Raw genomic sequence first — 18,243 nt, 5'->3', positions numbered from 1 at the left:
TGGATGCTGCGATAAGCCCCATGGATGGGTTCACGCGTGCCCCGCTACCCCCTCCACCCCGCTCCCCCGCGCGCCAAGAATGAAAACGCCAGCGCTTTTCGTGGGCAAAAAAAACGCCCGACCAAAGGCCGGGCGCTTCATTCAAACCTGACACCACCGCATCACGCCACGGTGTTGCTCGCGGCCTTCAGCGCGGCAATGCGCTCTTCCAGCGGCGGGTGGCTCAGGAACAGCTTCTTGGCGGTGGCGCCGGCGATGCCGAACGCGGCGATCTGGGTCGGAAGGGTGCTCTGGCCGTGATTGAGCTTGAGACGCTCCAGTGCGGCGATCATCTTCTGGCGGCCGGCCAGGTGCGCGCCGCCCGCGTCGGCGCGGAATTCGCGGTGACGCGAGAACCACATGGCGATCATGGTGGCGAACAGGCCGAACACCATTTCCAGCACGAACACGATGATGAAGTAGGCAAAACCACGGCCGCCGCCTTCGCGGTTGCCCGACAGCGCGCTGTCGATGATGCCCCCGACCACGCGCGCCAGCACGATCACGAAGGTGTTGAGCACGCCCTGCAGCAGTGCCATGGTGATCATGTCGCCGTTGGCCACATGCGCGATCTCATGGCCCAGCACTGCCTCCGCCTCGTCTTCGCTCATGTTCTGCAGCAGACCCGTGGAGACCGCCACCAGCGCATTGTTGCGGTTGGCGCCGGTCGCGAACGCGTTGATTTCCGGGCCGTCGTAGACCGCCACTTCCGGCATGCCGATGCCCGCTTCACGCGCTTGGCGCTCCACCGTGGCCAGCAGCCAGCGCTCGGTCGGGTTGCGCGGCTCGGTGATCACCACCGCGCCGGTGGAGCGCTTGGCCATCCACTTCGACAACAGCAGCGAAATCAACGAGCCGCCGAAGCCGAAAATGGCCGCAACCACCAGCAGGCCACTCATGCTCGCGGGATCGACGCCGGCCAGGCGCATGACGAAGCCTGCCAGGATCAACACGGCGAAGTTGGTCGCGAGGAACAGGGCAATACGACTGAACATGGGGAAAAGGACGCTTTTGGGTGGGTGTTGGTGCAAATCTGCGGGGACTTCATGTTGAATTCAAGTCGCAACCTGACCGACGATTCATAGTTCATGTCGATAACTGCCTACCGGGGCCGCTTTGCCCCCTCGCCCACCGGCCCGCTCCACGCCGGCTCGCTGCTCGCCGCCTTCGGCAGCTGGCTGCTGGCCCGGCGCGCCCGCGGCCAGTGGCTTGTGCGGGTTGAAGACGTCGACCCGCCCCGCACCGTGCCGGGTGCCATCGAACAGCAATTGGCGGCCCTGACCGGCTTCGGCCTCGCCAGCGATGGCGCCATCGTCCATCAGAGCCAGCGGGACGCCCTGTACCAGCACGCCCTCGATCGCCTGCTGGCCGAGGACAGGGCCTTTGCCTGCCACTGCAGCCGCACCGAACTGTCCGCTCAGCACGGCATTCATCATTACTGCGTCGCACGTAGCGAGCGCGCCCGACCGGCCATCCGCCTGCGCGTGCCGCCGGGCAGCGTGATCGCGTTCGATGACGGCCTGCGTGGCCGGGTCCGCCAGGACGTCCATGCCGAAGTCGGCGATTTCGTGCTGCGTCGGGCCGACGGCTACTGGGCCTACCAACTGGCCGTGGTGGTCGACGACGGCGACCAGGCCATCACCGACGTGGTGCGCGGCGCCGACCTGCTCGAATCAACTCCGCGCCAGATCCTGCTGCAGCAGGCGCTGGGCCTGCCCACCCCGCGCTACCTGCATCTTCCGCTGCTGCTGGAGCCGGATGGGTTGAAGCTGTCCAAATCCGCCGCCGCGCGCCCGGTCGATGCGGACCGCCCGCTGCCGGCCCTCCAGCAGGCTTGGGCGCAGCTTGGCCAGGATCCCGCGTGGCTGCAGGGCTGCCTCCGCGTCGCCGATCTGCTTGAACAGGCCGTTGCCGGCTTCGACCCGGCCCGATTGCCACCGGGTGACATCCGGCTTGGCGCCGACGCCTGTTGAGCCCCCATTTTCCGTCGCGATGTTGCAGAATCGCGTTCCCCCCCTGCTGGCCCCGGAGTAGCTGCTCATGACATCTCGCGTCGCACTGGTCACCGGTGGTACCGGCGGTATCGGTTCCGCCATCTGCCAACGTCTGGCCGACCAGGGCCATCGGGTTGCCACCAACTACCGTGACGAGGCCAAGGCCCTGGCCTGGCGCGGGAAGATGCTGGCGCGGGGCTGCGACGTGGCGATCTTCCCGGGCGATGTATCCGATCCTGGCACCGCCGAGCAGATGGTGCAGGCGGTGGAAGCGGCATTGGGCCCTATCGAGATCCTGGTCAACAACGCCGGCATCACCCGCGACACCACCTTCCACCGCATGCGCGCCGACCAGTGGCACGACGTGATCAACACCAACCTCAATTCGGTGTTCAACGTCACCCGCCCGGTCATCGAAGGCATGCGCCGCCGCGGCTGGGGCCGGGTGATCCAGATCAGCTCGATCAACGGCCTGAAGGGCCAGTACGGCCAGGCCAACTACGCCGCCGCCAAGGCCGGCATGCACGGCTTCACCATCTCGCTGGCGCGCGAGAACGCCGGCTTCGGCATCACCGTCAACACCATCTCGCCCGGCTACGTGGCCACCGACATGGTGATGGCCGTGCCCGACGAAGTACGCGCCAAGATCATTGCCGACATCCCCACCGGCCGCCTCGGAAAGCCCGAGGAAATCGCCTACGCGGTGGCCTTCCTGGTCGCCGAAGAAGCCGCCTGGATCACCGGCTCCAACCTCGACATCAACGGCGGCCACCACATGGGCTGGTAACGGTTACACCGTTACGTAGCGTCGGCTGGAGAAGAGCCCCCTTCTTGTTGAAGGGGGCGCCCCGAAGGCGCGGGGTTAAGGTGGAATGCCGCAGGGGCCCGAGCTTTGCGCAGCAAAGCTTGGGCAAGCGCAGCAGGCGGTGCGGTGACCAGAGAATGCTGCACCAATGCTGCGCAGCATGAAGAATCCAGCCAAATGACCAAAGGAGGTTGCAACGCCTGCTGCGCTGCGCCATGCTTCGCGCCTACGCTTGCGAGTGATTGCTTCATGGCTGCGAACCGCATCATCAAGAAGTATCCCAACCGCCGTCTCTACGACACCGAAATTTCCAGCTACATCACCATAGAAGACGTGCGCCAGCTCATCCTCGACGGTGAGGACTTCGAAGTCCGCGACGCCAAGAGCGGCGACGACCTGACCCGTTCAGTATTGCTGCAGATCATCGCCGACCAGGAACAGGACGGTGAGCCCATGCTCTCCACCCAGCTGCTCAGCCAGCTGATCCGGTTCTATGGCGATTCGCTGCAGGGCTTCATGGGCAACTACCTCGAGCGCAGCATGCAGGTCTTCCTGGACCAGCAGCAGCAGTTCCGCCAGCAGATGGGCAACCTGCTCGGGCAGACCCCGTGGGCGATGATGAACCAGCTCACCGAACGCAACCTGGAGCTGTGGCAGGACTTCCAGCGCAACATGGGCGGTGGTTTCGGCCCACGCCCGCCGGGCACGAAGACCGGCACGGGTACCGGCAAGCCCGAAGCGCCCACGGCGACCGGCAAGACCCGCCGTTGACCGCGTCGCCTGGCAGCGCCGGGCAGCATGGAAAAAGGCGCAGCCTCACGGCCGCGCCTTTTTCGTTTCCGGCTCCTGAATGTCAGCGCTTGGGTTTCGCGCAGCCGGTGCAGATCCGCTCTACCTGGTAGCCCTTGGCGCGCAGCTTCTCCACTACGCCATCGTCGCCCAGCAGGTGCAACGAGCCCACCACCACCAGCGTGCCACCCTGCCCGGCTTTGAGCTGCTGCTCCAGCTTCGGCACCCAGGCATTGTTGCGGTCGGTGTTGATGCGCTTGTACAGCTGCGGGTACTCCGCGCGCATTTCGGCGGCCATCGAGGTCCACAGCAGCTTGTCGTCGCCACGGCGCCAGGCGTCGTGCAGCTTGCGGCCCATGGCATCGGCCTGGTCGGCCTGATCAAGCGCTTCGGCCACCATCTGCTGCTGCTCCTGGGACGACATGCCCGACAGCACCGCCACCTGGGTATCGATGTCCTCCAGACCGCTGGTCGGCTTGCCCGCATCAGCGGCGCGCGTCATGAAATGCCGGTCCAGCCCGAGTGCCGGGTCCAGTCCCATCTTTGCAAACTGCGACAGGGTGATGGTCAGCCCGACGAACCATGGCTTCATGCCCTGCAGCTGCGCCATCGGCAGCTTGTTGTCGCGTGCATAGGCCTGCAGCTTGGTCCAGGTGGCGTCGTCCAGGTCGCGCTTGAGTTCGCTGCCATCGGTCCGCATCGCCGCCTGCAGCATCTTGCGGGTCAGGTCCGGCGACTGCATGTCCTGCGGCGACAGTTCGAACACCACGCGCTTTGACGCCGCGAAGGCCTGGTCCACGTCGGCCGCCAGCGGGTAATCATCGGCGCGCAGCAGGTGGAACGAGCCCAGCAGGTACACCCGGCTGTCGCCCGGGCCGGTCACCTTCCACAGCAGCGGCACCGGCGCGGTGGACTTGGCCGCCGGGGCAGCGGCCATCGTGGTGGCACTGCCTAGCAGCAGGCCGGTGGCCAGCAGCAGTGGGGCTGCCAGTCGCTTCAGCATCGTCATGCTCAAACCCCTCCCTGGGGTGTGTGGTAAGCCTGTTCGCCGGCCTCGACCTTGAGGTCCAGGCGGTTTTCCGGCGGGGTCAGCGGGCACGTGGCGAACGGGGTGAACGCGCACGGGGGGTTGTAGGCGTGGTTGAAATCGATCAGCACCTTGCCGCCCGCATCGGGTGCGGACAGGTCCAGGTAGCGGCCGGCCGGGTAACTGCCGTGGCCGCTGGTGCGGTCGCCGAAGATCACGAACAGCTCGCGTCCAGGCTCACCCAGCGCTTCCAGCCGCCAGGTCTTTCCATCACGCTCGAATTCCAGCGCACCCGCATTCGGCATCTCGGTGGTGAGGCCGGTGATGTCCACGATCGGCAGGGTCTTGCCGGCCGGGTGCGGAACGAACCGTGCGGCGATGCGCCAGTCCGGACCACCCGGCCAGTAGTTGATGCCGGTGAAGCCGGTGCGCGAATAGGCATCGGCGTGCTTGACCCGCAGCGCGTAGCGCTGGCCACGGTGAATCAGGCTGAGCTGGCCCTTGCCGTCATCGAAAGCAATGTGGGTAGGTTCCGGATCGCGGTCGCTCTGGAACCGGATCGGCCCGGTGAGCGGCTTGCCGTCCACACTCACCGACGCGCCGCGCTCGGGCGTGAAGGTCAGGATGTCGCCGCGATGCGCGACCATGCCCAGCTTGGCCGGGCCCACCGCCAGGCGGATGCCGCTTCCCGGACCGCTGCCGATGTAGTGCGCTTTGTGTTCCAGCCAATGCAGGCCGACCAGGCTGGTCCAGCCGTCGGGCGCCTGCAGCTCGGTGTAGCGCTGCTGCCGCCATTGCTGCTGTTCGGCGGCGAACGCCGGATCCACCGCCGCCGGCGCCGGTGCGGTTTCCTTGTCGCCACACCCTGCCAGGCCCAGCGCCAGCAATGCCGCGCCGAGTCCGCATCCCCAAGTACGCATCGTGCTCCCCTTCAACGTCCGCGCAGGAACCAGCGGTCGATTTCCGCCAGTGAAAAACGGGCCCAGGTCGGTCGGCCGTGGTTGCACTGGCCGGACCGCTCGGTGATTTCCATGTCGCGCAGCAGCGCGTTCATTTCCGGCAGGGTCAGCCGCCGGTTTGCACGCACCGCACCGTGGCAGGCCATGGTCGACAACAGTTCGTCGCGGGCACTGGCAATGCGCCGGCTCTGGCCGTGTTCGCGCAGGTCGGTGAGCACATCGCGCAGCAGAGCGTCCGGCTCGGCGTTGGCCAACAGCGCAGGGATGCTGCGCACATGCAGCGAACCGGGGCCGGAGCGGGTGACCTCGAAGCCCAGCGCGGTCAGCGTCTCCGCTTCGCGCTCGGCGGTGTCGGCATCACGCTCGCCCACCGCCAGGGTGATCGGCACCAGCAGCGGCTGCGCGTGCAGTCCGGCGGCATCGTGCGCGGTCTTGAGCCGCTCGTAGCCGATCCGTTCGTGGGCGGCATGCATGTCCACCACGATCAGGCCTTCGGCATTCTCTGCCAGGATGTAGATGCCGTGCAGCTGCGCCACCGCATAACCCAGCGGCGGCACGCCGCTGTCGGCTGCGGTCACCGGCAGGCCCTGCTCGCTGGGCATCGGCGGCAGCGCGGCATCACTGCCGGCAGGCCGCGCATACAGCGCCGCGTACGCCGAGGGCGCATCAGCCACGCGCAGGCCCAGCGGGGATTGCTGCGGGCGCCACCCAGCGTTACCCATGCCACCACCACCGCCCGCCAGTGCGTAGCCCGTACCGGCCGCCGCACTGGAATGGGCCGGCACTGCAGCCTCGGCAACGCCCTCGCTGCCCGCGCCCGCCGCGGTCATGCCCGCCCGGGTTTCGGCCAGCGCCTCCTTCAACGTGCGGTAGACGAAGTCGTGGATCAGGCGCGAATCGCGGAACCGCACTTCGTGCTTGGCCGGGTGCACGTTGACGTCCACCCGGGTCGGGTCCAGCTCCAGGAACAGCACGTATGCCGGCTGACGGCCATGGAACAGCACATCGCCGTAAGCCATCTTCACCGCATGCGCCACGCTGCGGTCGCGTACCGAACGGCCGTTTACGTAGAGGTACTGCTGGTCGGTGCTGGCGCGCGAATAATGCGGCTGCGCAATCCAGCCATGCAGGCGCAGGCCGGCACCGCTGTGGTCCACACGCATGGCCTGGGTGGCGAAGTCCTCGCCCAGCGTCTCGCCCAGCCGCGCATCGGAATACAGGTCGCCCGGTTTGTAGCGCCGCGACGGCTTGCCGTTGTGCGACACGCGCAGCTCCACGTCCGGGCGCGCGAGCGCGAGCGAGCGCAGCCATTCTTCGATGTGGCCCAGTTCGGTGCGTTCGGCGCGCAGGAACTTGCGGCGCGCAGGCACGTTGTAGAACAGCTCGCGCACTTCCACCGTCGTGCCCGGCGCGTGCGCGCGCGGGGTGACTTCGCCCAGCTTGCCGCCCTCGATCTGCAGCGCCGAGCCATGCGCGTCACTGCGCCGGCGCGAGGCCAGGGTAAAGCGGCTCACCGACGCGATCGACGGCAGCGCCTCGCCACGGAAGCCGAGCGTGGCCACCGCTTCCAGGTCATCCAGGCTGGCGATCTTGCTGGTGGCATGCCGCGATACCGCCAGCGGCAGTTCTTCCGGCGCGATGCCACCGCCGTCATCACGGATGCGGATCAACCGCACCCCACCCTCTTCCAGGTCGATATCCACGCGGGTGGCACCGGCATCCAGGGCGTTTTCCACCAGTTCCTTCACCACCGACGCCGGGCGCTCAACGACCTCGCCTGCAGCGATCTGATTGATGAGGATGTCGGGAAGTTGGCGGATGCTCATGCGGTGATGATAGCGAAGCGCGAACGGCAGCGTTTCAGTTTTTCCGGGCTGGGGAGGCCGGCGGGCAGTCCCCTACGGGACACGCCGTGAATCCATCCCTGGAGGCTCGGCAAAAACATCCATGTTTTTGACAGTCCCTCCGGGCACTGCCCGCCGGCCTCCCCCGACACAAGGTCGCGGGCGGAAACGAGAGCAGCCACGCAGGGCGTGGCTCTACGCGGCATTGCGCAGTAGCCCATGCAGAAGATCGACGCCGGCGTTTGATGTTCCGTGGCCACCGACCACCCGTCGTAGGTGGGACGGGGCGGGTTTGCGGGGGTGTCAAAAACATGGATGTTTTTGCCAAGCCCCCAAGGACGGGTTCACGGCGTCCCCCGCAAACCCGCACCGTCCCGCCAAACCAGGGAACCGTTGAACATCGGCTGTTCGCAGAAAACCAACAGCAGCCGGGCAGAGCCCGGCGACACGGAATGTCTCGACCGGCGGCATTAAAAAACCCGCCGAAGCGGGTTTTTACTTGCTGCCCCCGGCGACAGTACCGGCGGCGTCTATTTCGGCTTGGGCCTTGGCTGCGTACAGCGTGCCCGGTGGCGGCTGGCGGCTGAAGAACGTATGCACGCCATCCAGCACCGCACCGGCGATCTGGCGCTGGTAGGCCGGGTCCATCAGGCGGCGCTCTTCGTCCGGGTTGGAGATGAAGGCCGTTTCCACCAGCATCGCCGGCATGTCCGAGGTGCGCAGCACCGCGAAGTTGGCGCGTTCGATGTTCGGCTTGTGGTTCTTGCCGATCCGCTTCAGCCCGCCCAGCACATGCCCGGCCGCATCTTCAGAGGCCTTCATGTACCCGCTCTGGGCCAGGTCCAGCAGCACGTTGGCCAGCGTGCCCTCGGTCTGCTGCAGGCGTACGCCGCCCACCAGATCGGCCGCGTTTTCCTTGTCCGCCAGCCAGCGCGCACGTTGCGACGATGCGCCCTTGGTCGACAGCACGTACACCGACGAACCCGTCGCCGCACGGTTTTCCGCCGCATCGGCGTGGATCGAAATGAAGATGTCCGCCTTTGCCGAGCGTGCCTTCTGCGCGCGCATGGGCAGCGGAATGAACACGTCGGTATCGCGGGTCAGGAACGCCTTCAGGCCCGGCGTCGCGTTGACCTGGCGCGCCAGCTCACGCGCTACCGCCAGGGTGATGTCTTTTTCGCGCTTGCCGGTTGGCCCGACCGCGCCCGGATCCTGGCCACCGTGGCCCGGATCGATCGCCACCACCAGCGGGCGCATGCCCGACTGCATCTTGATCCGCGAGGCATCGCTGGGCATCACCGGGCGTGGCGGCGGCGCCGGCACCACGGTGGTCGGCACCGGCGCCGGCACGCTGGCCGCAGTCGGCTGGCCGGCCAGGATGGCCGCCGGCGATGCGGAATTGCTGGCTGCGTTGGCCGTACCGGCCGCCGCTACGTTGACCGTGGTGGCCGTCGGCGCGGCAGGGGTCGGCACCGGCGTGGCGGCACTGGCGCTGGCCTGCTGGCGCACCGAGGCGGTCAGCAGCGCGGTCGCACGCGCCGCGTCATTGCGCGCCTGCGCCGCTTCCGCTGGCGTCGGCGGCAGGGTCTGGGTCGTGGCGGCCACGGGCGCAGGCGTCGGCTGTGGGGTCACCGAAGCGGGCACAGGCGTGGTCGTGGTCGGTGCAGGGTTCGCCGGCGCACTGGCCACGTTGGCCGGCGCGTCGCCCGGCCATTCGATCACCAGCCGGGAGTCCGCGCCCTGCTTGACCATCTGCGGCTTGAACGGCGCCACCGACTCGGCCAGGTCGAACACTACCCGGAACGTACCCGGCACGGGCTGCCCGGTGCGCACTGCCGTGACCACCCCCTTCGGAGCCGGCAGCTTGAGGTTGCGCACCGCGCTGGATTCCGGGAAATCGACCACCAACCGGTTCGGGCCGGCCAGGGTCAAGGTCTTGTAACCGCCGCTGCCGGACAGCGCGATCTCCGCGCGCGTACCCGTGGAACCGGTCTCCAGGGCCACTTGGCGCACTTCTCCGGCCCACGACATTGCGCTCGCCAGACAGAGTCCGACGGCGGCGCAGATCGCAGTGAGTGGTTTCCCCATTGGCATGGGTACGGATTCAATCACTGCGCTGAATGAAAAGCAACACCTTTTCCCTTAATAATCCGTAACCTGGGAATGTTTCCTACTGTCAGCCCACAGAAAGGGCCTGCAAGTCGCCGCCTTGAGGTAGACGATCCAGCCATTCATGTCCTGCGGCACTGGCCGCGCTCAGCTGCGCGCGCCGGCCCTGTCCATCGATTTCCAGGGCCACGATCAGATCGGTGGGCGGCAGTGCACCGGCGCCGCGCTCTGGCCATTCCACCAGCCACAACGATGCGCTGCCCTCGTCCAGACCCAGGAAATCAAGCTCGTCGGCCTGCCCGATCCGATACAGGTCCAGATGCCATGCTTCGTGCCCATCGCTCAATGGGTAGCGCTCGACCAGGGTGTAGGTGGGACTGCGGACGTTTCCCTGCACGCCCAAGGCCCTCAACAGCGCCCGCGCCAGGGTGGACTTGCCCGCCCCCAGATCACCCCTCAGCTCAACCACCGCATGCGGTGGGCGGGTGGCCGCCAGCCATTGCCCGAGCAGGTCGGTGTCCTGCGGTTGGGCCAGGAAGATATCAATCATGGACGTCACGGTTCCGGGTTCACCCGCCGGCGCAGCGGCACCAGCAGGTCGGTGGGGAGCAGGCCACGCTGGCCTTCGCTGGCTGCGTCATCGCCGGCCAGGCTGTGCAGCAGCGCGCCGCTGCTGGCCGCGTCGAACGCGTCCAGGCCCTGCGCGCGCAGGCGGCAATGATGCCGGTGAGCAGGTCGCCCATGCCACCCACCGCCATGCCGGGGTTGCCGGCGGCGATCACCCGTGGGCGCTGATGCGGCGCGGCTACGATCGTGCCCGCGCCCTTGAGCACTACCACGCTGTTGAAGCGCGCGGACAGTGCTGCAGCTGCTGCGAAACGGTCGGCCTGCACCTGGAACGTGTCGATGCCCAGCAGGCGCGCCGCCTCGCCCGGGTGCGGGGTAAGGACGGCATCGCACAGCGTCTGCGGTGAGGAAGCCAACAGGTTCAGCGCATCGGCATCGATCACCAGCGGCTTGCCGCTGGCCAGTACCTGCCGCCAGAGCTCATGGGCCCAGTCGTCCTGGCCCAGCCCGGGGCCGATGGCAATGACCTTCGCGCGCGGCAACAGCACCTGCAGGTCGTGCGCCTCCTGCACGGGATGAGCCATGGCTTCGGGCAGGCGTGAGAGCAGCGGGGCGATGTGCTGCGCCTGGGTCGCCACGCTGACCAATCCGGCGCCGGCGCGCAGCGCCGACTCGGCTGCCAGCATCACCGCACCCCCACTGCCGGTATTGCCACCTGCGCAGAGCACATGGCCGGATTCGCCCTTGTGCGTGTTGGCGCGGCGCCGCGGCAACTGCGCGGGCAGGCGCGAGGGCAGCCACAGGCAGGCCGCCGGAACCACGCCCTGCTGCGCGTCATCTGGCAGCGACAGCGGTGCCAGTCGACGACCGCCGATGTACTCAAGCGCTGCCCCGGTGTACAGGCCCTGGTGGCGGACGATGAACTGCAGGGTGAGCGTGGCGCGCACGGCAGCACCGGGCACCGCACCGGTGCGCGCGTCGACGCCACTGGGCACATCCAGCGACAGCACCGGCAGCCCACTGTCGGTGATCGCCCTGATCAGCCGCTCGGCATCGCCAGCCGGCGCACGATTGAGGCCAATGCCGAATACCGCATCGACCACGATGTCCGAGCAGGGCAGCCCCCCGGCAAAATGCGTTTCCTCCCCACCTTCTGCCAGATAGAGCGCGCGCACGCGTTCAGCAAGTCCAGTCGGTGCGCTGGCGTCGGCCAGCCGCAGCACCGTCACCTGGCGCCCCGCCTGCCGGGCCAGGCGCGCGAGCACGTAGCCATCGCCGCCGTTATTGCCCGTTCCTACCGCCACGCACAGCCGCTGTGCCTGCGGCCAGCGCTCCAGCAGGCAGTGCCAAGCGGCCGTGCCGGCCTGCTCCATCAACCCCGCACCGCCATCGCCCAGCAGCGCGCTGGCCTGGGCGTCGAGACGGCGCGCGGCGGCGACATCGAACAGTTCATCGAGTTCGTGCATGCCAGGATTCTATACTTGCCGCATGTCCGCTGTTCCCCTGCCCGCCCCGCTCGACCTGGCCCGTGCCGCCGAACGGGTGCGCGCGCTTGCGCGCCAGCATGGTTTCCAGCGGTGCGGCGTCTCCGGCGTCGACCTGGCCGACGACGAAGCGCACCTGGCCGACTGGCTGGGCAAGGGACTGTACGGCACCATGGACTGGATGGCACGCCACGGCACGCTGCGCGCGCGCCCCGCTGAACTGCTGCCCGGCACCGTGCGGGTGATTTCGGTGGGCATGGATTACGGGCACAAGGACGACGCCGAGGCCTGGGCCACGCTGCACGACGGCGATCGCGCCTACGTTGCGCGGTATGCATTGGGCCGCGATTACCACAAGCTGATGCGCAACCGCCTGCAGAAGTTCGCCGACGCACTGGCGGCGGAGGTCGGCCCCTTCGGTTACCGGGTGTTCGTCGATTCGGCGCCGGTCCTGGAGCGCGCACTGGCGCGCAACGCCGGGTTGGGTTGGATCGGCAAGCACACCTGCCTGATCGACCGCCAGGGCGGTTCGTGGTTTTTCCTGGGCGAAATCTACATCGACCTGCCGTTGCCGGTGGATGCGCCGGCCACCGCGCACTGTGGCACCTGCACGCGCTGCATCGATGTGTGCCCCACCCAGGCCATCATCGCCCCGCAGCGGCTGGATGCGCGAAGGTGCATTTCCTACCTCACCATCGAACACGACGGCGCCATCCCAGAAGACATGCGCCCGCTGATGGGCAACCGCATCTATGGCTGCGACGACTGCCAGCTGGTATGCCCATGGAACAAGTTCGCGCGCCGTACCGACGAACCCGACTTCCGCGCCCGCAATGCGCTGGACACCGCCACCCTGGCCGAACTGTTCGCCTGGGAGGAAGACGAGTTCCTGCGCCGCACCGAAGGCAGCCCGATCCGCCGCAGCGGGCACGAACGCTGGCTGCGCAACATCGCGGTGGCGCTCGGCAATGCGCCGGGCCACCCGGACACGCTGGCCGCGCTGCAGTCGCGCGCCGGCCACGGTTCGACGCTGGTGCGCGAACATGTGCAATGGGCACTGCGACAACACGCCCGGCTCGACACCACCGGCTGAGCGCTGCCCACACGCAGCTCGGCCCGGCATGCGACCATGGGCGCCCGTTCGTACCGTTTGACCGTCCATGGACCGTAGCGCGCAGATCCTCACGCCCAGCCAGCTCAACATCCTGGCCCGCGACCTGCTGGAAGGCACGTTCCCGATGGTGTGGGTGGAAGCCGAGCTGGGCAGCGTCACCCGCCCGGCCTCGGGCCATATGTATTTCACCCTGAAGGATGCGCGCGCGCAGATCCGCGCTGCGCTGTTCAAGCCCAAAAGCCAGTGGCTGAAGTTCGTGCCGCGCGAGGGCATGCGGGTACTCGCGCGGGGCCGGCTGACGCTGTACGAGGCGCGCGGCGAGTACCAGATGGTGCTCGACCACATGGAGGAGGCCGGGGAAGGCGCGCTGCGCCGGGCCTACGAGCAGCTCAAGGCGCGGCTGGACGCCGAAGGGCTGTTCGCCGCTGAACGCAAGCGTGCCCTGCCCGCCCATGTGCGGCGGCTGGCGGTGATCACCTCGCCCACCGGCGCGGCCGTGCGCGACGTGCTCAGCGTGCTGGCGCGCCGCTTCCCGTTGCTGGAAGTGGACCTGCTGCCCAGTCTGGTCCAGGGCGACAGTGCCGCCGCGCAGATCACCGCACTGCTGCGCAGTGCCGATGCGAGTGGCCGTTACGACGTGATCCTGCTCACCCGCGGCGGCGGTTCGATGGAAGACCTGTGGGCCTTCAATGACGAACAGCTGGCGCGCGCCATCGCCGCCAGCGCCACCCCGGTGGTGTCGGCGGTGGGCCACGAGACCGACTTCAGCCTGGCCGATTTTGCCGCTGACCTGCGCGCTCCGACGCCCTCGGTCGCCGCCGAGCTGCTGGTGCCCGACCAGCGCGACCTGCAGTTGCGCCTGCGCCGGCTCGCCGCGCGCCTGGTGCAGCTGCAGCGGCATGGGTTGGGCCAGGCCATGCAGCGGGCCGACCGGGCGTTGCTGCGGCTCAACGCGCAGAGTCCGCAGAACCGCCTGCTGCTGTTGCAGCGGCGCCAGCAGGACCTGGCCCGGCGTCTGGCCGCCGCGTGGCAGCAGCAGCATGAGCGCCGCCTGGGGCAGCTGCGGCATGCGGCGGTGGTACTGCGCAATGGCCACCCGCGGCGTCGGCTGGATGCACTGAAGCAGCACCTGCAACGGCTGCAGCCGAGGGCGGAGGCGGCCATGGCGCGGCAGCTGCAGCGCGACACCCTGCACCTGCGCGCGTTGGCGCGCTCGATGGAGGCGGTGAGTCCGCTGGCGACGGTTTCGCGGGGTTACGCGATCCTGACCCGCGAGGCGGATGGGCGCCTGGTGCGGTCACCGCTGGATGTTTCACCCGGCGATTCACTGAAGGCCCGGGTGCAGGACGGCGTGATCGATGTGGTGGTCAAGGACACGGGCGGGTCAGCCGCGTAGGGACACGCCGTGCGTGTCCGCGCAGGTCGCGCGCGTCTCGCCCACGTTATTGGGTTGCCGGGGCGCCTGCTGACTCGCAATAGCGTTGGCGGTATTCCATGGCCTTGGGCATCAGCGCCTGCAGGTTCTGGATGCGGGTGCCCGGGTTGGGATGGGTGGAGGAAAATTCCGGGGGCGCCTGGCCGCCGCTGGCCTGACCCATGCGTTCCCACAACGGCACCGCTTCGCGCGGGTCGAAGCACGCCGCGGCCGCCAACATCAGGCCCACTTCATCGGCCTGGGTTTCGTGGCTGCGCGCGTACGGCAGCAGGTAACCGTAGCCCATCGCCGACATCACCATCTGTTGCTGCTGCGGGTCCATGCCGCTGGCGGCGCCGGCCATCTGGCCGATCTGGGTGAGTTTCTGCTGGGCCATGCGCTGGGCACCATGGCGCAGCAGGGCGTGGGCGATTTCGTGGCCCATCACCACCGCCATTGCGTCCTGGGTCTGCGCCACCGGCACCAACCCGGTGTAGACCGCCATCTTGCCGCCGGGCAGGCAGAACGCATTGGCCTGATCGGACTGGATCACGTTGACTTCCCATTCGAAGTCACGTGAGAAGTGCGCCGGCTTCAGGCCGTGCTCCTCGGCCAGCGCGGTTTCCACCACGTCAACCTTGCGGATCAGCCGTTCGGCGATCGCGCGCACGTCCCGTGAGATCTGCGCGTTCGGATCCAGTGGGCGCTCCTCGGCCAGGATCTGCTGGTAGGCCTGCAGACCCAACGCCTTCTCCTGGTCGGCGTCGAGCGAGCTGTCGATCAGCACGCTTTCACCCGTGTACGGGTCGACGCTGCGATTGGAGAACCAGTAGAAAGCAGCGTAGCCGGCGAACGCCAGCAGCACCCACCAGCGGATGTTGCCGAACAGACCGGGGCGTCGTGCCCGTTGCTGACCGCCATATGGATCGCTGCTCATCGTCCTGGTTCCTGATGGGGCCGGCACGCCCTGCCGGCATTGGGGGCAATCCTAGCGCCAAGCCGTCGTATCAGATACCTCGAACCAGGCGGAACCCGATCCTGGCGCTGGTCGTGTCCGAATCCTGTGATTGCCGCCAGGCCGCGCGGGTCTGTTCGGGGGCGTTGGCCCAGTTGCCGCCGCGGATCACCCGCTGCCGGCAGCCGGGGTTGAACCAGGCCACGCCATCGGCGGGAGCCCGGCGATAGCTGGCGTGCCAGCAGTCGGCCACCCACTCGCTGAGGTTGCCGGCCATGTCATGCAGGCCCCATGCGTTGGGCTCGAAACTTGCCACCGGGGCCGGGCCCCACCAGCCATCGCCATAGCCGACGAAGGCGTTGAACCAGCGCCGGCCGGACGGCGAGACGTCTTCGCCGCCGGTGAAGTTGCCCGACAGCGGCGGCGGCGTGCCTTGATTGCCCCACGGATAGCGGCCACTGGTACCAGCGCGCAGCGCGTACTCGAATTCGGCCTCGCTGGGCAACCGGTAAGAGCGCCCGGTCTGCTCGGACAGCCACATCGCGTAGTGCTCGGCATCACGCACGCTGACGTGCATCACCGGCGAATTGGCGATCGCCGGGGTGCCGTCGTAACCCGAGCGCCAGTCCACACCGCTGCTGCGGGTGAAGTTGCCGCTGCGCTCGTCATAGATGATCGAATGGCCGCGGCGGGTGGCTCGCGGCCGCGCGTTGCTGGCCTGCACGTAGCGGCGATAGTCGGCCACGGTCACTTCGGTGATCGCCATCGCGAAGCCACGGTCGAAGCGCACGTAGTGGGACGGTTTTTCCGCATCGCTGGCACCCGGTTCCGCATCACCGGCGCCCATCTGGAAACCGCCATGCGGCACCACGATCATCTGTGGACCACGCCCGCCATCGCGCAGCGCATCACTGAACACCTGGCGCGGGCGGAAACTGCCGTAATGGGTGGCCAGTTCGATGCGTTCACGCAGCTGGGCCACCACCGGGTCGCCGGGCATCGCGATACGCAGCGCGTCTTCCAGCTTCTGCCGCGCTGGCTTGAGCCCCTGGGGGGTGGTCAAATCACGCAGGCCTTCGTCACGCAGCCGCACCAGCGTCGCGGCGCGGATGGCTTCGATCCGCTCAAACGCGTCGGCAATGGTCGATGCCGAATCGCGCACCTTGGCGGCCTCGGCCAGCCAGGTACCGGCGGCGGTGAAATCGGCGCTGCGGGCAGCGGCCTCGGCGCGGCGGATCAGCGCGCTTTCGGCGGCGGCCAGGCCCTGTCTGGCACGCGGCTCGTCCGGCTGCAGCGCCAGCGCCTCGCGGAAGTTGGGAATGGCACCGTCACCGTCCTCACCGATGCGCTCGGCACGCAGGTCCTCCTCACCGGCCCGGTTGTACGCGACCACCCGCTGGGCCAGCTCCACGCGCGACTGCAGCTGGCGCACCTTGGGGTCATCCGGGGCCAGGGTCAGCAGCACCAGCGCCATCTCGCCGGCCTGGGCCAGTGCTTCACGCTGCTGCAGTGGCCGCTCCAACAGCGCATTGGCTTCCTGCAGCAGCTGCTGGCGGGCACGGGTGAGCCCGGCCTGGGCCTGGCGGTCGTTGGCGTCGCGCTGGCGCAACGCCAGCCAGATCGGAAGCGCATCGGCGGCGGTGGCGTACAACCGACCCTCTTCAAAGGCCTTGGCCGCATCACGGCGCGCCTGGGCCACCTCGTCGTCGGCGATGGCCACCGCCGGCGGCTGCCAGCGCTGTTCGGTCTCCGCTTCCTCTTCACCACCGATGGTCACCTGCCCGGATGAAGGCTCGGCCCGTTTGGCCGGCTCGGCCGCGCGCGCGGCCGCCGGGCGTGGCGGTGGCGCTTCGGGCGAGCAGGCAGTCGTGGCCAGCAGCAGCGCGGCCAGCAACAACGGGACAGGGCCTGGAGTACGCAATTGGGGTTCCTTCGGCGGGACGGCCTCGACGTTAGGCTATTCTCCCTCACCTGAGCAAACCTGCAGTAGATGGAATCCCTACGTGGCCTATTGGATCAAAACCCCGGCGGAACTGGACGAGCGCTACCGCCAGCGCCCCACCCGCATCGGGCTGGACACCGAATTCATCCGTGAACGCACTTACTGGCCGCAGCTGGCGCTGGTGCAGATGGCGGTTGGCGATGAAATCCTGATCATCGACCCGTTGATTCCGGGCATGAGCGAGGCGCTGGCGCCGTGGCTGGCCGATACGTCGATCCTGAAGATCATGCACAGCGCGAGCGAGGACCTGGTCACCTTCAAGGTGGCCTGCGGCGTGCTGCCGCGGCCGCTGTTCGACACCCAGATCGGCGCGTCACTGGCCGGTATCGGCGGCGGGATGGGCTACCAGAAGCTGGTCACCGCCATCACTGGGGTGACACTCGCCAAAGGCGAAACCCGCTCGGACTGGATGCGCCGCCCGCTGTCGGATGCGCAGCTGGAGTACGCCGCCGATGACGTGGAGTACCTGTTCGCGATCCATGACGCGGTGGATGCGAAGCTGGGCGAGCTGGGCCGCCGCCAGTGGCTGCAGGACGACGCCGAGCGCCTGCTGGCCAGCGTCGAACAGGACGAAGAGCGCTGGCCGCACGTGGCGATGCGTTCGGCGCAGTTCATGGATGCACCCGCGCAGCACCGCCTGCTGCGCCTGCTGCGCTGGCGTGACGTGCAGGCACGCGCCAGCGACAAGCCGCGCAGCTGGATCCTGGACAACGAACTGGCCGCGTTGCTGGCGCGCACCCCCCCGGCCGATGCCGGGGCATTGGCCACGCTGATGGAAGGCTTCCCCAAGGCCCCGCGCAAGCTGGCCGCGCAGGTCTGGGAAGCACTGGAAACGCCGCTGCACGATGAGGCCGAGGCGCCGCTGGCGCTTCCGGCCAACGACGCCAACAAGCAGGCGCTGAAGCGGCTGCAGGACGCAGTGAGCGCGCGCACCGCCGAATTGGGGCTCCCCGACGGCGTGCTGGCCTCGCGCAAGCACCTGGAAAGCTACCTGGAAAGCCGCGCCTGGCCGCAGGCGCTGGCCGGATGGCGGCAGGCGGTACTGGAGCCGGTGCTGGCGCCGTTGTTGCCGGCGGGTTGATGGAGTGGTGGGGGGGGGGGGGAGGGGAAACAACAAAAGGAAAACCCAACACCCCCCCCC

Annotated in this window: 14 protein-coding genes and 1 pseudogene; 6 read left to right on the top strand and 9 right to left on the bottom strand. The window is 68.2% G+C overall.

Annotated features, from left to right (window positions below; genetic code table 11):
* Window positions 1-161: 161 nt before the first annotated feature.
* On the bottom strand, window positions 162-1,034 hold the full coding sequence (gene htpX, locus ACTJI4_RS18180) for a protease HtpX (protein ID WP_392921205.1): 873 nt from the start codon (window positions 1,032-1,034) through the stop codon (window positions 162-164).
* A gap of 93 nt (window positions 1,035-1,127) precedes the next feature.
* On the opposite strand from htpX, the gene gluQRS reads away from it, so the two are divergent.
* From gluQRS to phaR, 3 genes are all read left to right on the top strand, one after another.
* Window positions 1,128-2,012 (top strand): tRNA glutamyl-Q(34) synthetase GluQRS, encoded by an 885-nt coding sequence (gluQRS, locus tag ACTJI4_RS18175; protein ID WP_440870134.1) that lies wholly within the window; start codon window positions 1,128-1,130, stop codon window positions 2,010-2,012.
* Between the two features lie 67 nt (window positions 2,013-2,079).
* Window positions 2,080-2,820, top strand: a complete 741-nt coding sequence (locus ACTJI4_RS18170; protein ID WP_440870133.1) for a beta-ketoacyl-ACP reductase — start codon at window positions 2,080-2,082, stop codon at window positions 2,818-2,820.
* A 267-nt stretch (window positions 2,821-3,087) separates the two neighbouring features.
* Window positions 3,088-3,609 (top strand): polyhydroxyalkanoate synthesis repressor PhaR, encoded by a 522-nt coding sequence (phaR, locus tag ACTJI4_RS18165; protein WP_440870132.1) that lies wholly within the window; start codon window positions 3,088-3,090, stop codon window positions 3,607-3,609.
* Between the two features lie 82 nt (window positions 3,610-3,691).
* On the opposite strand, the gene ACTJI4_RS18160 is transcribed toward phaR, so the two are convergent.
* From ACTJI4_RS18160 to ACTJI4_RS18135, 6 genes and pseudogenes are all read right to left on the bottom strand, one after another.
* On the bottom strand, window positions 3,692-4,630 hold the full coding sequence (locus ACTJI4_RS18160; protein ID WP_392922006.1) for a TraB/GumN family protein: 939 nt from the start codon (window positions 4,628-4,630) through the stop codon (window positions 3,692-3,694).
* A gap of 8 nt (window positions 4,631-4,638) precedes the next feature.
* On the bottom strand, window positions 4,639-5,574 hold the full coding sequence (locus ACTJI4_RS18155; RefSeq protein ID WP_440870131.1) for a DUF1684 domain-containing protein: 936 nt from the start codon (window positions 5,572-5,574) through the stop codon (window positions 4,639-4,641).
* An 11-nt stretch (window positions 5,575-5,585) separates the two neighbouring features.
* Complete coding sequence (mutL, locus tag ACTJI4_RS18150; protein WP_440870130.1) at window positions 5,586-7,439, bottom strand: DNA mismatch repair endonuclease MutL; 1,854 nt, start codon at window positions 7,437-7,439, stop codon at window positions 5,586-5,588.
* 513 nt (window positions 7,440-7,952) lie between these two features.
* Window positions 7,953-9,551: an N-acetylmuramoyl-L-alanine amidase gene (locus ACTJI4_RS18145; RefSeq protein ID WP_392921188.1), complete on the bottom strand. Its 1,599-nt coding sequence runs from the start codon at window positions 9,549-9,551 to the stop codon at window positions 7,953-7,955.
* 82 nt (window positions 9,552-9,633) lie between these two features.
* Window positions 9,634-10,116, bottom strand: a complete 483-nt coding sequence (gene tsaE / locus ACTJI4_RS18140) for a tRNA (adenosine(37)-N6)-threonylcarbamoyltransferase complex ATPase subunit type 1 TsaE (RefSeq protein WP_392921185.1) — start codon at window positions 10,114-10,116, stop codon at window positions 9,634-9,636.
* Window positions 10,117-10,121: 5 nt separating this feature from the next.
* Window positions 10,122-11,599, bottom strand: a pseudogene (locus ACTJI4_RS18135) (NAD(P)H-hydrate dehydratase).
* Between the two features lie 22 nt (window positions 11,600-11,621).
* On the opposite strand from ACTJI4_RS18135, the gene queG reads away from it, so the two are divergent.
* Both queG and xseA read left to right on the top strand, forming a co-directional pair.
* On the top strand, window positions 11,622-12,710 hold the full coding sequence (gene queG, locus ACTJI4_RS18130; protein WP_392921179.1) for a tRNA epoxyqueuosine(34) reductase QueG: 1,089 nt from the start codon (window positions 11,622-11,624) through the stop codon (window positions 12,708-12,710).
* A gap of 67 nt (window positions 12,711-12,777) precedes the next feature.
* The gene (gene xseA / locus ACTJI4_RS18125) at window positions 12,778-14,127 is read left to right on the top strand and encodes an exodeoxyribonuclease VII large subunit (RefSeq protein ID WP_440870129.1); all 1,350 of its coding nucleotides are present in this window, start codon (window positions 12,778-12,780) and stop codon (window positions 14,125-14,127) included.
* A 46-nt stretch (window positions 14,128-14,173) separates the two neighbouring features.
* Here the strand turns inward: xseA and ACTJI4_RS18120 are convergent, their stop codons facing one another.
* Both ACTJI4_RS18120 and ACTJI4_RS18115 read right to left on the bottom strand, forming a co-directional pair.
* A complete protein-coding gene (locus tag ACTJI4_RS18120; protein ID WP_392921173.1) occupies window positions 14,174-15,082 on the bottom strand; it encodes a M48 family metallopeptidase in 909 nt (302 codons plus the stop codon).
* 70 nt (window positions 15,083-15,152) lie between these two features.
* Window positions 15,153-17,021: a formylglycine-generating enzyme family protein gene (locus ACTJI4_RS18115; protein ID WP_392921171.1), complete on the bottom strand. Its 1,869-nt coding sequence runs from the start codon at window positions 17,019-17,021 to the stop codon at window positions 15,153-15,155.
* A gap of 82 nt (window positions 17,022-17,103) precedes the next feature.
* Between ACTJI4_RS18115 and rnd the strand changes: the two genes are divergently transcribed.
* On the top strand, window positions 17,104-18,183 hold the full coding sequence (rnd, locus tag ACTJI4_RS18110) for a ribonuclease D (protein ID WP_440870128.1): 1,080 nt from the start codon (window positions 17,104-17,106) through the stop codon (window positions 18,181-18,183).
* Window positions 18,184-18,243: the final 60 nt, after the last annotated feature.

Origin of the sequence: Stenotrophomonas sp. 22385, from assembly GCF_052045085.1 — a bacterium.
In the GTDB taxonomy this organism is placed as follows: Bacteria; Pseudomonadota; Gammaproteobacteria; order Xanthomonadales; family Xanthomonadaceae; genus Stenotrophomonas.
This window is presented reverse-complemented; position numbering and strand designations above follow the sequence as displayed.